Genomic DNA, 18,516 nt, shown 5'->3' with positions numbered 1-18,516 from the left:
CAATCTCTGGAGTAAACGAAGCAATCGGGAGGCCACGCGCTTGCCGCTACATGGCAAATGGAACCGGGGATATGCCGAAACCCCTGTCAGAAGCATGATCCGCGCAATAGGCGAGACGATATGACGCTGCCAAATCTTCCGCGGACGCCATAATCCAGACGGCATTGAAAAAATCCCCCGGGCGCTTAAGCCCAAGGGATTTCGCTCAGCATGCATTAAGAGACAGCGCCGCACGCGTCAGTACGTCTACGGCTGCGAACATCGTTTCTTCGTTGATGTCGAATTTCTCGTTATGGTGGCCTGCGGCGAGGTCCGTTCCGAAGATGCAGTAGGTCGCCTGGCCGCCGCGTTCTTTCGTGCGCTCCATGAAGTAGGTCGCGTCTTCAGATCCGGCAGAGCTGTTGTCTTCCGGCTCCGCGTGGTCGATATACGGGGAAGCGGCTGCGAGTTCAGCGAGGGCGGCTGCAAGTTCGGGTGTTCCGCTGCTGCTGACGCCTTCGCCGACGATTTCGATTTTACATTCGACGCCGTACATGAGGGCCGCTCCTTGCAATACAGCTTCCGCCTGCGAGCGGACATAGCTGTTGATGTCGCTCGTTTCGCCGCGGGTCTCAATTTTCATCGATGCCCGGTCTGCGATGATGTTGCGGCCGCTGCCTGCGTGGAGTTCGCCGACATTCACGCGTGACGTGCCGCCGGAATGCCGCGAAATCGCATGCAGATTGACGGCGGCGTTCGCCGCAGCAAGCAGTGCGTTGCTGCCTTCTTCCGGTTTCGCACCGGCGTGCGAGGCGGTGCCGCGGAACGTCACGTCCAATTTCGTTGTCGCAAGGAAGCCGTTCGCCGCCCCGACAAACTGCCGGTGGGGGACGCCGGTGCCGACGTGGCTGGCGATGAAATAGTCCGCATCATCTACGACGCCCGCCGCTGCCATCGATTTCGCGCCGCGCGTCCCTTCTTCTGCCGGCTGGAAAATAATTCGGATCTTTCCGCACAAGGAGTCCGCTGATTCGGCGACCTGGCTTGCAAGCCCGAGCCCGATCGAAGTGTGGGCGTCATGTCCGCACGCGTGCATGGAGCCGGGGACGGAAGAAACGAAGCCTTGTGCTGCGGGAATGTGGGTCCCGTCTTCATTTTCATGGATCGGCAAAGCGTCCATATCGACGCGGAATACCGTCACAGGACCCGGCTTGCCGGTATCCCATTCTGCGGTGATGGCCGTATACCCGTCCTCAAAATGGCTGATGAAACCGAGGTTTGCCCCGTTTTCTCTGGCCCATTCCACTTGCCGTGCAACTGTCGCCGCATCTGGCCGGCCCATCATTTCTTCCGGCACCATGACGTCCCGCCCGGTTCTCAATGAAAAGCCGAGCCTTGTCAGTTCAGCCGCGACAAGCGAAGCGGTCCGGACTTCAAGGAATCCTTGTTCCGGATGGCGGTGGAAATCCCGCCGCCATCCGATCAGTCTTTCTTTCAATTCTTCATTCATTTTACATCACCTCTCATTATTTCAGGAATGGCGTAATGCCAGGGCCGAACGGGATGCCCGCGTAGAAGAACACGAGTATCAGCAAAATCCACATGATCAGGAAGCAGACCGAGTACGGGATCATGAGGGAGATCAGCGTCCCGATCCCGGCTTTCTTATCGTACTTCTGCATGAACGTCAGGACGACGACCATGTAGGGGAGGAGCGGCGTCACGATGTTTGTCGATGAATCCGCGACCCGGTAGGCGACTTGCGTGAATGCCGGGTGATAGCCGAGCTGCATGAACAGCGGGACGAAGATCGGTGCTTCCAGCGCCCATTTTGCAGATCCCGAGGTGATCAGGAAATTCATCATGGCAGTGAAAATGATATAGCCGATGATCAGGCCGATGCCTGTGAAATTGATGTCTTTCAGGAATTCAGCACCGTTGACCGCAATCCATGTACCGATATTGGACCAGTTGAAGTAGGCGATGAACTGGGAAATCGCAAAGATGAGAACGATATAACCTGACATGTCTTTCATCGCATCCGCCATGTAGCCTGCGACATCCTTGCCGCTGCGGATCTTCTTGACCGTGATGCCGTATGTGATGCCGACAGTAAGGAACAGGAAGAGGATGATCGGCACAATGCCCGAGATGAATGGCGACGGGACCAGCTTGCCGTCGTCGCCGCGCAGCGGGCTGTCCGGCCAAGCGATTGCGACTACAAGCAAAGCGATATACAAGAGACCTGCAATTACGGCATTGCGGAATCCTTTGTTCGCATTCGGATCATCATCTTCCAGATCCACTTCCACCGCGTCGCCTTTGTATTTGCCAAGGCGCGGCTCGATGAAACGGGTTGTGATGAAACCTGCAAGAAGCGTCAGGATGAATACCGAAACAATATTGAAATACCAGTTGTCCGTCGGGTTGACGATGATCGTGTCGTCAACAATCTTAGCGGCTTCCGTCGAGATGCCGGCGAGCAGCGTATCGGTCCCGACGATGAACAGGTTCGCTGTGAACCCTGCGCCGGCAGACGCGTATCCGACTGCAAGACCCGCAAGCGGATGCCGTCCGACCTTATAGAAGATCATGGCAGCAAGCGGCGGAATCAAGAGCATGGCGGCGTCAGAGGCGATATTCCCCATGATGCCGACAAACGCCACTGAATACGTGAGCAGCCAAGGAGGTGATTTCATGATTGTCTTCTTGATGGCATAATCGAGCATGCCGACTTTTTCAGTCAGTCCGATCCCGAGCATCATGGCGAGCACGATGCCAAGAGGCGCAAAACCGGTGAAGTTCGTGATCATGGATGTCAGGATATAGCGGATGCCTTCACCAGACGCGAGATTCTTGATCGGTGTATCTTCACCTGTGCCCGGATGGACGACAGACGCACCGAACTGGGTGAAGATCCAAGACGCAATAATGACAATCACTGCGAGTGCCGCGAACAGCATGAACGGGTCCGGCAATTTGTTCCCCAGCCGCTCGATGCCGTTCAGGACTCTGTTGAAGAAGCCGGATTTTCTCGTATTCTCCATAAACTACTCCCCATTTCCTATTTGTTTTTTTGTAAAGGTGTCGGGACAACGCCATCCGGGATCGGACATGTATAGGGATGCGCCTCCGAGAACTGCTTGAACTCTTCTGTCACCCTATTCATTTCATCAGGCCGCAAGAACAGCTTCATGCCTGTCAGCGCCATGGAACCTGCTGCACGCAGCATCCCTTTATGGGCGTTGGATGAAAGGCCCTGGCTCGTCATCTGCCACGTATGAAGCGGCGTCCCGAGAGCGGATGTCGATGTCGACAGCTGCGCGGTCGGAATCGTCCAGCTGACATCGGATACGTCGGTGGAAGCGGACAGCACTTCTTCAGACGCAACATACGGCGAGATGAGATCGGAGAGGTATTTGCCTTCGAATTCACTGCCGTCGCCAGTGTAGCCGAACCCCTGCATGACGCCGAGGTAATCTTTCTGCTCGCCTTCCGTCATCGATTCAAAGATGGCTTTGGCGAACGCTTTCTCTTCCTCCGTCGGCGGCTCGATCCCGATCTCCGTCAGGCTCTCGTAAAGCAGCTTTTCAAGCGTCCGGTTCGGTATGTAATTGGAGCATGCCTTATCAAACTCGATGGTCAGTTCCGTCTCCGTCATAAGGGCTGCGCCTTCTGCGATTTTGCAGACACGTTTATAGATCGCATCGACCTGGTCCACTTTCGGAGCGCGCACAAGGTACAGCACTTCGGCATCCGCCTGGACGACATTCGGCGAAATGCCGCCTGTGTTCGTGATGGCGTAATGGATCCGCGCTTCCGGAATGACATGCTCCCGCAGATACTGCACGCCGACGTTCATCAATTCGACCGCGTCGAGTGCGCTTCGCCCGAGATGCGGCGAGTTGGCGGCGTGGGAGGTGATCCCTTTAAAGCGGAAGAACACCTGATAGTTCGCGAGGGAACTGAGGCTCATGATGCTGTTCACGGGGGAGGGGTGCCAAGTCAGCGCAGCGTCCACTCCGTCAAATGCATTCTCGCGCACCATGAATGTCTTGCCGGAACCGCCTTCTTCTCCGGGACAGCCGAAGAATTTCACAGTGCCGGATTGTCCGGTTTCTTCCAGGAACGCTTTAGCAGCACAAGCGGCAGCGAATGCGCCGGTGCCGAGCAGGTTATGGCCGCATCCATGGCCGGTCGCCGTCCCTTCCATCGGTTTCGGGGAAGCGAGGCACGGTTCCTGACTCAAGCCGGACAGCGCGTCGAATTCGCCAAGAAAAGCAATGACCGGCTCTCCTGCACCATATGTCGCGGTGAAGGCGGTTTCAATGCCGGCGACACCCCGTTCGACCGCAAACCCTTGCGCCTCGCACTGTTCTGCCAAATACTGCGAAGACTCATATTCTTCGAAGCGTGTTTCCGGATGCCGGAAGATGAATTCGCTCACTTCCTTGAAATAATCTGAATGCCTGTTGAGATAATCCATTGTGAATGTTTTATAGTCTTTCACAGAATCTTCCTTTCTTACTTTACAGTAGTAAATAGTTTCACTATATCGTAAAGTGGGAAGGCTCTGAAGTCAAGACGATTGTGACAGTTTAGTGAAGTTTTTGTCGAATCATAGAATGCCAGCACAATAAAAAGCCAGCCTTTCCCTGATGGGGGAAAGACTGGCCAAGACGAACTTATCGATTCAGTTCATCGTCGTCCATCGGCTTCGTATTCAGGCCTGTGGCGTCTGTCAGGTTATTGCGCGTCTCCAGCGTGGAATCCGTCAATGCATCCGACATGTCCTCCGGCGCCTGGCCGAGAGGTTTGTCAGGAGTCGTATTGATCGGGTCGTTCACGGTTGCGCCCATTTCGGGTTGTCGGAAGCTGCTCGCCTCGTTCGTCGGGTTGTTTGTGCTGCTCCACGAGGTATCAGACGACCCGAAGAAGTTCCTATCAGTATTCCATGCAGTCTCTGAGGAATCCAAGGAATTCCGCGTGCTGCCAGCTTGGCCATTATTCCATGATTGAGTAGTAGAATCCAAGGAATTGCGAGGGCTGTTCCAATCGTCTTTTTGCGAATCATAGAAACCGTCCGAAGACTGGTTTTTGAAGTCGCCCGTGACATCGACATTGCCGTCTTTGTCAATATGCGCTTCTTCGCGTCTCACCGTCTCATTGACCGTCTCGGTATCCTCGACCTGGCGCTTTCCGACGACAATCTCCTCCGATACTACCGGTTTCTTCGTCACTTCCAGACGCTCCTCGGTGACAGGGATCCGGATCGTATCATCTTCCTCCGTAAACTTCGCCTCCATGCCGGAAGCTTCTTCGTTCACAGGGCGACGCTCGACATAGACTTCCTCACGCATGACCGGAACATCGAATGACTGTTGTTCCTCGACAACATCTTTCTCGAGGGATACTTCTCCGGCTTCACGCTTCTCCTTGTCGACATTCAGCCGCTCTTCATGGAGCCGCATCCGCTCTTCCTCATTGCCGTTCCTGCCGTATTGGTTGCTTGGCGGCGTCTCATAATCGGTGCGGTCAAGAACCGCCTCACCGCCGACACGGCCATAGGTCTCCTCATTGTTCAGGCTGTCCCGGTATTGATTGCCGACGCCTGCGTCATTTGTGGCTTCATCATTGACACCGACCATGTTCGCGCCGAGATTCGGATCGGCTGCTGTGCCTGAACCCATTCCAAGCTCCGTGCTTGACGGCATGCCGGTGTCGAACGCCGCAGCGTCGCCGGTGAAGTCCCTTTCATTATCCGTATAATAAGTGGAAGCTTCTCCTTCATCCACATACAGAAGCATTCCGCCGTTCTCGATATCGCGGTAGTACCTGTCCGCTTCGTCATCGTCAAGGCCTAGGTGGTGCAGCATGCCGTGCACATGATCCTTGCCCGTGATGAAGTCCATGAACCGGTCAAGCCAGGATTCATGTTCTGTCGTCTGGACCTCGGCCGATGTCCGGCTGCGCAGCATCGACAGGTCCGTATCATTTTTCGCCACTACGTAAATATTGTCGTCCGCAACTCCTTGACCCTTCAATTCATCCACTTTGGAGATCAATTCTGATTCGCTATAGTACACTCCTACAAAACGCTTGTCATCCATGTTGATTCCTCCTTTGTGTTCTAGTGATTGAATACCCGGATTACGATAGAAGAAACGTCAATCCACCTGAAACTGGGAAACTGTAACGTGATTGTAACGGGAAGGGAAAGCCGGCGCGCGTTCTACTTTTCCGGTGTGCGGATTATGATAGAACAACACCGAGGAGGGATAGAGTGCTGATCGACGGGGTGTTTGCGGGAGGCGGGCTGAAAGGATTTGCGCTTGTCGGAGCGTATCAGGTTATGGAAGAGAAGGGCTACCGGTTTCAGCGGGTGGCGGGCACGAGTGCGGGAGCGCTCGTCGCCGCTTTCATCGCGGCAGGGTATACGGGGAAAGAGATGGAGCAGATGCTGCAAGACGAGGATCTTTCCTCCTTGCTCGACCGCCGCAAGTCTGTGATTCCCGTTCCGTTTATGAAATGGATCTCCCTGTACAGGCGGATGGGGCTCTACAAAGGGGATGCGCTTGAGGAATGGCTGTTTGAAAAGCTGTCGCTCAAGGGGTTATATACATTTTCCGACTTGCCGCCAGGGTCACTCAAGCTGGTCGCGTCCGATTTGACGAATGGCAAGATGATTGTGCTGCCGGATGATCTTGTGAATTATGGCATTGAGCCATCTGCCTTCTCGATCGCAAAAGCGCTCCGCATGAGTTGCGGAATCCCGTTCTTTTTCGAACCTGTGAGACTCAGGGTTCCGTCGGGAGAGACGATCATCGTGGACGGCGGCGTGCTGAGCAATTTTCCGATGTGGCTATTCGACGGCAAAGAAGGAAGGAGGGAACGGCCTGTCATCGGCATGAAATTGACGGGGCGGAAAGATGAGATGAGCGGCAAACGGATCGAGAACGCCTTGCATCTATTCGAGGCCCTTTTCTCCACGATGAAGAACGCCCATGATGACAGATACATTTCCAGGAAACATGAAAAGGATATCATTTTTATCCCTGTCGACCAGTACAGTGCGACGCAGTTTAATCTGGAGGATGAAAAGAAAGAGGAATTGATCCAGATCGGGCGTCTCAGGACGAAGTATTTCCTGCAGCAGTGGGAGCGCAGTCATCCACTGGCAACCGCGGGGCTGCGCGTCATATGACAATGAAAATCCGCCGGGCCACTATGGGCACGGCGGATTTTCTTATAAGCGCTTGAAGCTGTCGAATTTTGATTTCCAATAGCTGTTGCTAAGGCTGACGACTTGTGATTTTTTCCCGCCCGCATGGACGAATTTGTTGTTTCCGATATAAATGCCGACATGGGAGATGCCTTTGCGGTATGTATTCTTGAAGAATACAAGATCTCCCGGCTTCGGATTGGACACTTTTGTAGATTTCGCGTATTGGCCTAACGTATCGCGGGGAACGGTCTTTCCGGATTTCTTGAATGCATACTGGACAAATCCGCTGCAGTCGAAGCCGTTAGTCGTTGTGCCGCCGAAACGATACGGAATTCCGCGAAGGGACATCGCCTTGTCGACAACGGAATCTGCATATGCGACGTTCTTGCTTGAACTCGATACATGGCTCTTTGTCAGCAATGTGCTGAGCGCCCATCCTGTTTTGCCGTTGACGCTGACTTTGTACCATGTTTCCTTGCCGACTTTCGCCTGGCGTGTCACTTTTACAGTCGTGCCCTTTTTAGCAAGGGTGACGATCTTGTACTTCGTGCTCGCTCCTGTCCGGATGTTGACGTTATATGCTGTTTTATATGTGCCTGTATGTACGGTTTCTGTGATTTGCGATTTTGCGCTCGCCTCGGCGTTATGTGATACGGTACCGAACGCGAGGGATCCTGCCAGTAGTAACGATAAAGCAACTTTCTTCATGTCTTTCCCCTAACCACCATTGCTCATATGGATTTCTATATTTTTGTTTGGTGAGCTGTTTACGAGACCAATACTACTCTCTCCGTTTTACAGCGAGACTGCATAAACATTACAAAATGATTACATTCCGAATTGCGGTTTGTAACATAGAGGAAAGCAGGAAAAATCACTTTAGATATTGATTATACATAGGTGGAAAAATTAAGTTAAAAGATGATTTTAATTGGATTAAATCAAGATGTCGGCTTGTATTCTAAGAGCTTTAATTTACAAATAAGGACAGCGACCTAGCGTAATGAAAATGTCATAAGTTTTTAGCGTCTGCAACTAGGCATTCATTCTCATATCCTATATAATAAATTTATTCTTTAAAAGGAGTTGGGGATGGCTTGAAGCCAAAAACAAAAATTGCGTCAGCGATTGTCGTCCTGGTCCTCTTAGTCACTGGAATTGCAGCAAGTGTTGGGTGGTCTATGACAGGACCTAATAAGGCGAGCGACATTTCGTTTTCAGAGCTGGAGAAAACCATCCAGTCGCAAAACGGCAAGCCACTCTCCCTTAAGGAAAAAGCGGACGGAACCGTCTTCTTGGACACGGGGGATACACTCTACGTTACACATGTAAGACCGCAAAGCCAATTGGTCGAACAACTGGTTGAAAAATATAACCTTTCCTATAAATATGCGGATGGCGGCCAGTATGGAGGCCTGCTCGTCGCAGGGCTCATCATTTTGGCATTCCTCACGTTCTTCATCCTTCACAAGAAAGGCAAACTCGGTTTCGGAGCGTCATCCATGAAACATAGCGCGTCCAAATCGACGCCGCTTCCTGACATCACGCTCAGCGATATCGGCGGGCTGCCTGAAGAGATGAAAGATGAAATCGATCAGACACTGTCCATCCTGAAAGATCCGAAACGCGCAGCCGAAATCGGCGTAAAAGCACCGAAAGGCGTCCTGCTGTACGGACCTCCGGGAACGGGGAAAACATTGCTCGCTCAAGCGATTGCAAAAGAGATCGGTGCGACGTTCTTCTCTTCGAGCGGCTCCGCATTCACAGAGCTGTATGTCGGCGTCGGGGCTTCCCGGATCCGCACCTTGTTCGAAAATGCGCGGAAGCAGAAGCCGGCCGTCATTTTCATCGATGAGGTCGATGCGCTAGCAGGAAAGCGGAAAGAGCATGGCGGGGAAGAGTCGGAAAAGACATTGACTGAACTCCTCGTACAGCTGGACGGCGGGAAAGACAACGAGGATATCCTCTTCATCGCGGCGACAAACCGGAAAGACATGCTGGACGAAGCATTCCTTCGCCCCGGCCGGATCGACTACACATTCAATGTGCCGCTTCCGGATACGAAAGGCCGCCGGGAGATCATCGACATCCATACGAAAGGCCGCATGCTCGCGGACGAAGTGTTTGCGTCGCTCGACGTCCTTGCGGAAAGCACATCCGGTTTTTCTGGTGCGGAATTAAGTTCACTGTTTGAAACAGCGAGCAAACGGGCGATCCGTGACGGCCGCGAGCAGATCGGCAAGAGCGATCTCGACTTCGCAATTGACCGCACGATCCTCGGCAGCACATCCCGCGCGCTCAACGATATGGATACGAAGCGCCGCGTCGCGATCCATGAATCGGGCCACGCGCTCGTCGCGGCGCTCACCAAGCCGGGCTCTGTCCGGAAAGCGACAATCATCCCGCGCGGCCAGGCACTCGGATACGTCGCGCCGATACAGAAAGAGCTTCATTTGCAGACAGCAAGCGAGCTCATGGATCAGGTGAGCATGATCCTCGCAGGCGGCGTCGCAGAACGGCTCTACCTTGGTGAGCACAGCATCGGGGTAAGCGGAGACGTCCAGCAGGCGAAAGACATCATCGAGCGGATGGTGGATACAGGCTTGTATCAAGACAGCTTCACGCTCATTTTCAATAAGAGCGAAAAGGAAGCGAATATGCAGCGGATCTTCTCGGATGCAATTGCAAAGACAGAGCAACTCATTGCAGATCACGCACCGCAGTTCGAACATCTTGTAGAAGAGCTCTTCCGTCAAGAGACACTCGACGGTGATGAAGTACAAGAGATATGCGACGGTGCCGGTGTACACCAAGCGCTAGTCGTAGTTGATTAATAATATAGAAAGCCATTCCTCCGATTATGCTCGGGGAATGGCTTTTTGCTTGCTAGTAATTTTGCATCTATCTACCTTTCCTCTCACTCGCCATATGCCATATGATGTGGATGGGGAAAATGAAAATATATCCATTGACCGAGTCCAGACTATTGAATATTTACAGAAAGTCGCATGGAAAGGATTGGAGCGCTTTGATACGATTTGGTAGTAGGATGAATACCAATTACAAGCGGAATGGAGAGGATGGAGTGAAGACAGGCAAGAAGTTTCATGTAGCTGTCATTTTCATGATGTTGCTCAGTTTTGTGCTGCCTCATGCAGGCGTTGCAGCCGTCAAGGAAAACCCGGCAGCGACGAAGACGATATCGGTCGCCGAAGCGATTGCAGACAACAGCGGTAAAGCGACTGTGCGCGGGTTTGTCGCCGGGTATATCGTCAGCAGTTCGAATGTGGTGCGGAGCGGTTTCAAAGACGACCTGAACCTCGCTCTTGCGGACAAGCCGGGAGAGACGGACATCTCGAAGATGCTGTTCGTTCAGATTTCATCCAGCTTCCGGTCAGACTGGGGATTGAAATCGAACCCTGAACTGCTGGACCAGAAAATTGATGTGTCGGGCAATCTGGAGGCGTACTTTACGAAGCCCGGCCTGAAAAGCACGACATCTTTCAGCTTTGCAGGCGATGATGAACCGGGAACGCCGGATCCGGGCGAGCCTGGAGAAGTCATCTCGATTGCGGATGCGCGTGCTATGGCGCTTGGCAAAACGGTCACCATCAAGGGGCTTGTCGCTGCCAATTTGAAAAACACGATATCTGTCCAGGACGAGACAGGTGGAATCGCAGTGCGTCCACCTTCGCTTGGTGCCTCGGTAGGGGATGAGGTGACATTGACAGGGGTGCTTGCAGACTACCGCGGCCTGCTTCAGCTGGACAACGCGGCACTTGTCGAAAAGAAGGAAGGCGCCGGCAGCCCTGAGCCGAAAGTGGTCAAGGGTGCGCAGGTGGATGAAACACATGAATCCCAGCTCGTCACTGTCCATAACGTCATCTTGACGGACGAACAGGCGGGCAGCGGATGGGCGAACTACCTGGCGACAGACGGCGATGAATTCATCGTCCGCGACGAGACAGGGGCTCTCGGTCTCGCTGCCGGGACCACCTATGATTCAATTACAGGCATCGTCCAGCAGTTTGATAACGACTATCAAGTCATTCCGCGATCTGCTCAAGACATCATCCTCGACAGCAAAGCGATCCAGCCTGTCATGGCAACGCCTGGCAGCGGAACGTACGTCGGAGATGTTACTGTCTCACTGACAACATCGACGCCGGATGCAGATATCCTATATACGCTGGATGGCCTTGATCCGATTGAAAGCGGTTCCACGTATGCGGATCCGATAACAATCAGTGAAACAACTGAGCTGAAAGCGGTCGTACGAACGGCCGGCGGCGAGTATGGCGACGTTCAAACGTTCACGTACACGATCACCGAGCGCCTGCGGATCCATGACATCCAAGGGGAAGGGCATGTGTCCCCGTTCGATGGGCAGGTCGTTGAAGGAATCGAAGGGATTGTGACTTACAAATATGTGCTGAACGGCTCGTCCTATTACCATATCCAGGCGCCTGACGATGAGCGGGACGGCAATCTGAAGACATCGGAAGCGGTCGTCCTGTATAGCGGCAAAGATACATGGAATCTGGCGGTCGGCGATCTGGTCTCTGTCACGGGCGAAGTGAGCGAATACGCCATTGACGGCTATGCAGACAGGCAAACGACAGACTTGAAGACGACGCAGATCAACGTGCGCGACGACAGGGGCGGCAAGGTGAACGTGCTGAAGCGGGATGTCCCGCTGCCAACTCCGTTTGTCATCGATGAATCCAATCTGCCGAAAGAGCATATCGCAAGCCCGAACTTTGCAGAGTTCGACCCTGGAAAGTACGCGGCGGACTTCTGGGAAAGCCGGGAAGCGATGCTTGTTCAAGTAGGGGATGTGAAAGCGACCGGTCCGCAAACGCATGGCGATCTTGTCACCATCTTTGAAGGGGAACCGACGGAGACGATCATGGGCGGCATCCTTCTGAAGGAAGATGATGAAAATGCGAACCGCGTTCAATTCCGCCTTGAGCCGAACGGCGCGGCGCGTAATTTCGAAGTGGCGACTGGGGACAAGTTTGAAGGGCCGATCACAGGGGTTGTCGGCTATTCATTCCAAAACTATAAGATTTACACATCTCTTGACGATATGAAGGCGGCGCACCGGAAAGGGGAAGCAAAGCCTGAGAAAACGACGATCGTGAAGGCTGACGATAAACTGACGATCGCTTCGTATAACTTGGAGAACTTCTCGAATAACCGGAAGACGACAAGCGACGACAAGGCGCGGAAACTGGCGCGTGCATTTGCATCCGATATGCAAAGCCCTGATATCGTCGGCGTGACGGAAGTCCAGGACAATAATGGGCCGGATGCAGGCGGACCGCAGGCGAACGAAAGTTATGAACGCTTGATCCAGGCGATAGTGGAAGCGGGCGGTCCTCGATATAAGTATGTGAACATCGATCCGGTGAATAACGCAGATGGCGGGCAGCCGAACGCCAATATCCGCGTCGGCTTCCTGTACAATCCGGAGCGCGTGTCGCTTTCCGAAGGCATGCCTCATGGGGACGCAACGACAGCTGCCGGGTACAAGGACGGAAACTTGACACTCAATCCAGGCCGTATTGACCCGAATAACGATGCATTCAAGAACAGCCGGAAGCCGCTTGCGGCCCAGTTTGAATTTGAGGGCGAGAAAGTCGTCGTCATTGCGAACCACTGGAACTCGAAAAATGGCGATACGCCAGCATTCGGTGCAATCCAGCCGCCGCTCCGCGGAAGTGAAGTGCAGCGACGGGAAATCGCCCGCATCGTCTATGACTTCATCCAGGAGATCAAGCAAGACAATCCAGAGGCGAATGTCGTGTCGCTCGGCGATTTCAATGATTTCCAGTTCTCGGACGCCATCAAGATCCATGAGGGGGATCTGATGACGGATATGATCCGCAAAACCGAAGAAGCAGACCGGTATTCCTACGTCTATCAAGGGAACTCCCAAGTGCTGGATCATATTCTCGTATCAAACAATCTCGTAAGCCGCACAATCATCGATATCCTGCATATCAACGCAGATTTCACAGACATGGCGGGACGCGCGAGCGACCATGATCCGGTCATGGTGCAGATTGATTTCGATGGGGCGGCAGAGTGGGAACCGGTTCCGATCGGCAAATTCTACACCTTGGTGAACTTCCATAAGAGACAGCTCGTAATTGCGGAACCGAGTGTCGCTGTTACAATGGATGCTTCTTCTTCCTTGAAGGACGCAATCTATCTGAAAGGCGATTATGCGGAACTGACAGGAGACGGATTCAAGAAGACGAGGGTCATTCTCCAGCCGAAGAAGTCAGGCTTGATTGTCGATATGAAAGGCACTGAAATGGGCCATGTCATAGTGGAAGGGAATCATCCGCTTGAACTTCGGGGCGCTGAGAATATCCAGCGAATCGACACCAGGAAAGGAGCCGATTCTGCAAATATAGCGTTCTACAACTCGAAAGGCCAGCGGATCAGCAACCCGGCCGTGAATCATGCACCGGAACTTGTTAAACCGTTTGCAGATCTAAGTGGCACGGCGGGAGAGACGATCGTCATTAATCTGAATGAGCATTTCACGGATCCGGACGGCGACCGGCTTCTCTTTTCCTCGTCACAGGGCGTTATCGACCTCTTGGAAGGAACGCTCATCTTAAAGCTAGGCAAAGGCAGCCACGGGGTGGTTGTCACAGCGAGCGACGGAGATCAGTCTGTGACGGCGACTGTCAATATCACGATCAGTGAAAAGCCGATTCAGTCCCAGAAGAAAAAATTGAAGAAGACGTCATAAAAAACAGGCGGGGAAAACATGTCGTTTTCCTCCGCCTGTTTTTCAATTCACCTTCCTAATCAAAAGGCCGCTTCTTGGCTGCGTTGGCATACGGCTCATATTGATCGACAGATCTTGCTGTTGCACGACTTCATAATCAAGCCGGTCCGCGAAAAAGTGCAGGCTCGCCATGATGATCATGACGGTGACGTCCTCACCGGGGCAGCGATGCCCTTTCGCCCGGTCGCCTCCGCCTTGCGGCACAAAGTTATACAAGTCGATCTCCGTCTCGTCGAACCGCTCCGGCCGGAACACCTCCGGATCGCCCCAGATGGCGGGCTCGTGGTTCGTCCCGTACAGGTCAATCAACACCGAGTCGCCCTTATCAAATGAAACACCCTTCCAAGTGAAGTCTCTTTTCGCCATTGCACCGAGGAAGGGGGCAAATGGATAGTAACGGCGCACTTCCTGTGAGAAATTCTCCAATGTATGCCGGTCCGCCTCTTTCAGTTTTCGTCCTTCCTTAGGAAACTGGTACATCGCAAGGACGCCGAAGACAACGAACCGGGCGACCGCGACAGTCGGCCGGATGACATTGATCAGTTCGACCGCCGCAATCTGCACATCAAGCAAATCGCCATTTTCATCACGATGTGCAGCCACCGCTTCCAGTGCGCTGCCTGTACTATGCAGATCGCCGCTTCGGAACTTCTCGATGAATCCGCGGATCCAATCCTCTGTCCGCTCCCTCGCTTCCCGTCCATGCTGGTAACGCGGTCCGACCCCGCCGAATCCGTCGACCAATTGACCGAGATCATAGGCACGCTGGGCAACTTCCGATTCCCGCAGCGGCACACCCGCCCATAGGCATGCGATCCGGCAAATGACCTCCTCTGCTTCTTTGAACAGGCAAACCTCCTCACCGGATTTCCATTCCGCTGATCGGATGCCCCATTGCTCCAGCGTCAAATCCCAAAGATCCTCGATCCGCTCCGGGGTCATCAAGGAAAGGAACAGCATCTTCCGCACATGATGCGCCGCCCCGTCCAGCGTCTGGACTCCGCCTTCCCCGAACAGCGTCTTCTGCACACGCTTCGGCAACGCACCCGAGCGCTGGAAACGCGAGTTATCATAGAAAATCTCCACCGCATCCCGGCCCGTCATGCAAATGAACCGTTTCCCCATCAGCCGCGTTGCAAAAATGTCGGTATCCAGCTCCTCGAACCGCTTCGCCAGAAATCCATATCCTTCCGACAATAAATCAAATGTGTGATCCAATCCTTTGTCTTTAGGCAGTTGCATGATCTATACAAACTCCTATCTATTTTGTAATGTCTATTGAATATTCCCTGATACATAGGAATTAAATCATAGTAACTTGCAAGTGAGTATTGAGTAGTAATCTTTCTATACACACTCCATTGTAAATTCAATTATTTTGAATTACTATTTATGTAGTGAATATCCAAAGGAGAATGGTAGCAAGTGGTGAATAATTATGAAACAGAAAGGGGGCGCCCCACATGATCACCTATTTGCAGCAAAAGGAATCTGAAATGATTGAGTTGCTGGAGGAACTGGTATCGATCGATTCGGGATCCGCTGATAAGGAAGGGATTGACGAAGTCGGAGGCATTCTCCGGTCGAAGTATGAAGAATTTGGTTTTCAGGCGGAGGTTTTTGAGCAATCCGCAAATGGCAACAATATCGTTTTGACGTATGGAGAAGCGCAGGAGCCGTCCATCCTGTTCGTCGCACATATGGACACGGTCTTTAAAAAGGGGACGGCCGCGGCAAGGCCGTTCACAATCAAAGACGGCCGCGCGTACGGTCCGGGCGTCATTGACATGAAAGCAAGCCAGGTCGCTTTATTGTATACGATGAAAGCGATCAAGGAATCAAACCCGGATGTACTGCAGGACGTCCAGATTGTCTTGACGGGGGATGAAGAGATCGGATCGCCGACTTCGCGAAGCCTCATCGAACAATATGCGGCAGGAAAGCGGTATGCGCTGATCATGGAGCCGGCGCGCAAAGACGGATCCCTTGTGTCCGCTCGGCGGGGCGGCGGGCGTTATACACTGCGGGTGAAAGGCAAGGCGGCGCATTCCGGCATTGAACCGCAAAACGGCATCAGTGCGATTGAAGAGCTGGCCCATAAGATCATCAAGCTCCACGCCCTGACCGACCACGAGGCAGGAATCAGCGTAAGCACCGGCATCATCGAGGGAGGGGAATCGGTCAATACGATTGCTCCTCACGCGACCGGCCATGTCGATGTCAGGATTTCAAAAGCGGAACAGGCGGAAGAAATCGACCAGGCAATCCGGGACATTTGCGCAACGCCGGACGTCAAAGGGACATCGATTGTCCTCGAAGGAGGCATCAACCGGCCGCCGATGGTGAAAAACGAGCAGACGATCCAGCTGCTGGAAACGATCCGGAAAGTCGGAGAGTCGCTCGGCGTACCGATCACGGATGTCGCGACTGGCGGGGGCGGCGACGCTTCCTTCACTTCAGCTGCCGGCATCCCGACCATCGACGGACTTGGCCCGGTCGGAGGAAATGCGCATAGCGAAGAGGAATATTTGGAGGTGCCGTCACTCGTGGAACGCACGAACCTGCTGACCCATATTGTCCTAGTATTATCAACCGAAAAAGTTCCAGCATCATAAAGTATTGAGCTGCCCGTTGAAAGAAAACGGGCAGTTTTTTAGTCGTAGGAAAAAAGAATTAAAAAGTCTCTTTCTTTTAGGATTGTTCTATTAAGAAATGTATCCGCGCAGCCGATATCAACAGTAAGAAGCGCATATAGAGAGAGTTAGGGGAGTAGAAGAATGAGGATGACGATCGGCAGAAAGATTTATGGGGGTTTCTTGCTAGTTCTTGGCATATTGATCATGTTCGCTGTCTATAGCAATATCCAAGTGAACAATATCAGCAAAGATTATGAAAGAATGATTGACAACCGATTGCACCAGCTGCAGTTAGCAAGCGGTATTGAACGGGATATGGCGATGCAAGGGCTGTACATCCATGCGTTCTTCACAGAGCGGGATGATTCGGTAGTGACAATGATGGAAGAGCATCAGCAGCAGCTGAAAGACAAACTTCAGGAGATTGACACGTTAGCGTCTTCCCAGGAAATGAAAACATTGATTGCGGAAACCTATAAAGGCGTAGAGGCATTTGATGCGAGTGCTGCGGAAGTCATCGCGAACCTTCGAAAAGGTAAACTGACAGCTTCTCAAAAATTGCTCAACAGTGACGTGCGGGATGCTAACATCATGATCCAAGAAAGCGTCGCCCAAATGATTACATACCAGGAAGGCAAAGTGAATGAAGACCGCAAAGTGATAAATGCTGCCGTTGACAGCGCAAAACGAGGCACCGTCACTTCGACGATTGTCGATACAGTCCTCAGCTTGCTGATCGCTACATTCATCGGCCTTTCAATCGCAAGGCCGGTTCGTAAGCTCGCTGCGGCAACAGCTATCATTGCAGAGGGCGATTTGACGCAGGAGGATATCGTCGTGAAGTCGAAGGATGAACTCGGAGACCTGGCACACTCTTTCAATACGATGAAAGCCAACCTGCATAATCTCATCAGGAATGTGAATGACAATACGCTCCATGTCACCGCCTCTGCCGAGGAACTGTCTGCAAGCAGTGAAGAAGTGACGAACGGCGCGAAAGAAGTGACAAACCAGATGGGGCAGATGCTGGCTGGTTCCGAAACCGCCTCCGCCTCTGCAAAAGAAAGCTCCCTGGCGATGGAAGAGACTGCGACTGGCGTCAGCCGTATCGCGGAATCCGCGCAGAGCCTGCTTATGACAGCAGTGGATACGGAAAAACTGGCAAGCGACAGTGAACAGTCGATTTCTTCTGCGAAAGAACAGATGACGCTCATTTATGATTCTTCCTACCAAACGAGCGAACTTATCAAGCGTCTTGCCGAGCAGACAATCGAGATTGAACATATTACAAAAGCGATCACGGATATTACGGAGCAGACGAATCTTCTGGCACTCAACGCAGCGATCGAGGCGGCGCGCGCCGGCGAACACGGCAAAGGCTTTGCGGTCGTGGCGGATGAAGTGCGGAAGCTCGCGGAACAGTCGAAATCATCCGCGGCACAGATCGTCAACTTGACTGCGAACATACAAAGTGACACCCGGGATGTTGAACAGTCCGTAGCTGCAAGCCTTGGTAACGTCGAACGCGGCGTCCAGGTGATCGAAGAAGCGGGCACCGCCTTTTCGACTATTGTTGGTGCGGTCCAGTCGATGGGCGGGCAGATTGAAGAGATCTCCGCAGCAACGGAAGAGATTTCAGCAAGCGCCGAACAAGTCGCAGCATCCGTCCAGGAAATCGCACAACAGACAGATCATTCATCTAGCCAGGCGGAGCAGAATGTCTCTGCAATCCAGGAACAGCTGGCAACCATGGAAGAGATCAATACAGTTGCCCGCGACCTGAGCGAGCAGGCTGTCCATCTGCAGGAAATGATCCAGCAATTCAAGATTTGACCGAAGAAGCTGCCTTTCAATTGAAGGGCAGCTTC

General features: G+C 52.9%; 11 protein-coding genes. 5 read left to right on the top strand and 6 right to left on the bottom strand.

Features of this window, described 5'->3' with window-relative positions; translation table 11 throughout:
- Positions 1-205 precede the first annotated feature (205 nt).
- From ACZ5FK_RS06260 to ACZ5FK_RS06245, 4 genes are all read right to left on the bottom strand, one after another.
- Entirely contained in the window at positions 206-1,489 is a 1,284-nt protein-coding gene (locus ACZ5FK_RS06260) for an amidohydrolase (RefSeq protein WP_464807045.1), read from the bottom strand.
- A 16-nt stretch (positions 1,490-1,505) separates the two neighbouring features.
- Positions 1,506-3,026 carry an AbgT family transporter gene (locus ACZ5FK_RS06255; RefSeq protein ID WP_464807044.1) on the bottom strand — a complete coding sequence of 507 codons (1,521 nt, stop codon included), beginning with the start codon at positions 3,024-3,026 and terminating at the stop codon, positions 1,506-1,508.
- Between the two features lie 17 nt (positions 3,027-3,043).
- Entirely contained in the window at positions 3,044-4,465 is a 1,422-nt protein-coding gene (locus ACZ5FK_RS06250; protein ID WP_464807379.1) for a M20 family metallopeptidase, read from the bottom strand.
- Positions 4,466-4,664: 199 nt separating this feature from the next.
- A complete protein-coding gene (locus ACZ5FK_RS06245) occupies positions 4,665-6,089 on the bottom strand; it encodes a YsnF/AvaK domain-containing protein (RefSeq protein WP_464807043.1) in 1,425 nt (474 codons plus the stop codon).
- A gap of 173 nt (positions 6,090-6,262) precedes the next feature.
- Here ACZ5FK_RS06245 and ACZ5FK_RS06240 point away from each other — a divergent pair, with 173 nt between their 5' ends.
- Entirely contained in the window at positions 6,263-7,183 is a 921-nt protein-coding gene (locus ACZ5FK_RS06240; protein ID WP_464807042.1) for a patatin-like phospholipase family protein, read from the top strand.
- Between the two features lie 42 nt (positions 7,184-7,225).
- Here ACZ5FK_RS06240 and ACZ5FK_RS06235 read toward each other — a convergent pair whose 3' ends face one another.
- Positions 7,226-7,912, bottom strand: a complete 687-nt coding sequence (locus ACZ5FK_RS06235) for a C40 family peptidase (RefSeq protein WP_464807041.1) — start codon at positions 7,910-7,912, stop codon at positions 7,226-7,228.
- 389 nt (positions 7,913-8,301) lie between these two features.
- Between ACZ5FK_RS06235 and ACZ5FK_RS06230 the strand changes: the two genes are divergently transcribed.
- Both ACZ5FK_RS06230 and ACZ5FK_RS06225 read left to right on the top strand, forming a co-directional pair.
- Complete coding sequence (locus ACZ5FK_RS06230; protein ID WP_464807040.1) at positions 8,302-10,038, top strand: AAA family ATPase; 1,737 nt, start codon at positions 8,302-8,304, stop codon at positions 10,036-10,038.
- Between the two features lie 251 nt (positions 10,039-10,289).
- Entirely contained in the window at positions 10,290-13,973 is a 3,684-nt protein-coding gene (locus ACZ5FK_RS06225) for a DUF6359 domain-containing protein (protein ID WP_464807039.1), read from the top strand.
- Positions 13,974-14,015: 42 nt separating this feature from the next.
- Here the strand turns inward: ACZ5FK_RS06225 and ACZ5FK_RS06220 are convergent, their stop codons facing one another.
- Positions 14,016-15,254, bottom strand: a complete 1,239-nt coding sequence (locus ACZ5FK_RS06220; RefSeq protein WP_464807038.1) for a cytochrome P450 — start codon at positions 15,252-15,254, stop codon at positions 14,016-14,018.
- Positions 15,255-15,475: 221 nt separating this feature from the next.
- Between ACZ5FK_RS06220 and ACZ5FK_RS06215 the strand changes: the two genes are divergently transcribed.
- On the top strand, positions 15,476-16,627 hold the full coding sequence (locus ACZ5FK_RS06215; protein WP_464807037.1) for a M20 family metallopeptidase: 1,152 nt from the start codon (positions 15,476-15,478) through the stop codon (positions 16,625-16,627).
- Positions 16,628-16,789: 162 nt separating this feature from the next.
- A complete protein-coding gene (locus ACZ5FK_RS06210) occupies positions 16,790-18,481 on the top strand; it encodes a methyl-accepting chemotaxis protein (protein WP_464807036.1) in 1,692 nt (563 codons plus the stop codon).
- Positions 18,482-18,516: the final 35 nt, after the last annotated feature.

Source organism: Sporosarcina sp. GTC18466 (assembly GCF_055389225.1).
The sequence above is the reverse complement of the archived record's forward strand: the minus strand, read 5'-3'. Positions and strand labels throughout refer to the sequence as shown.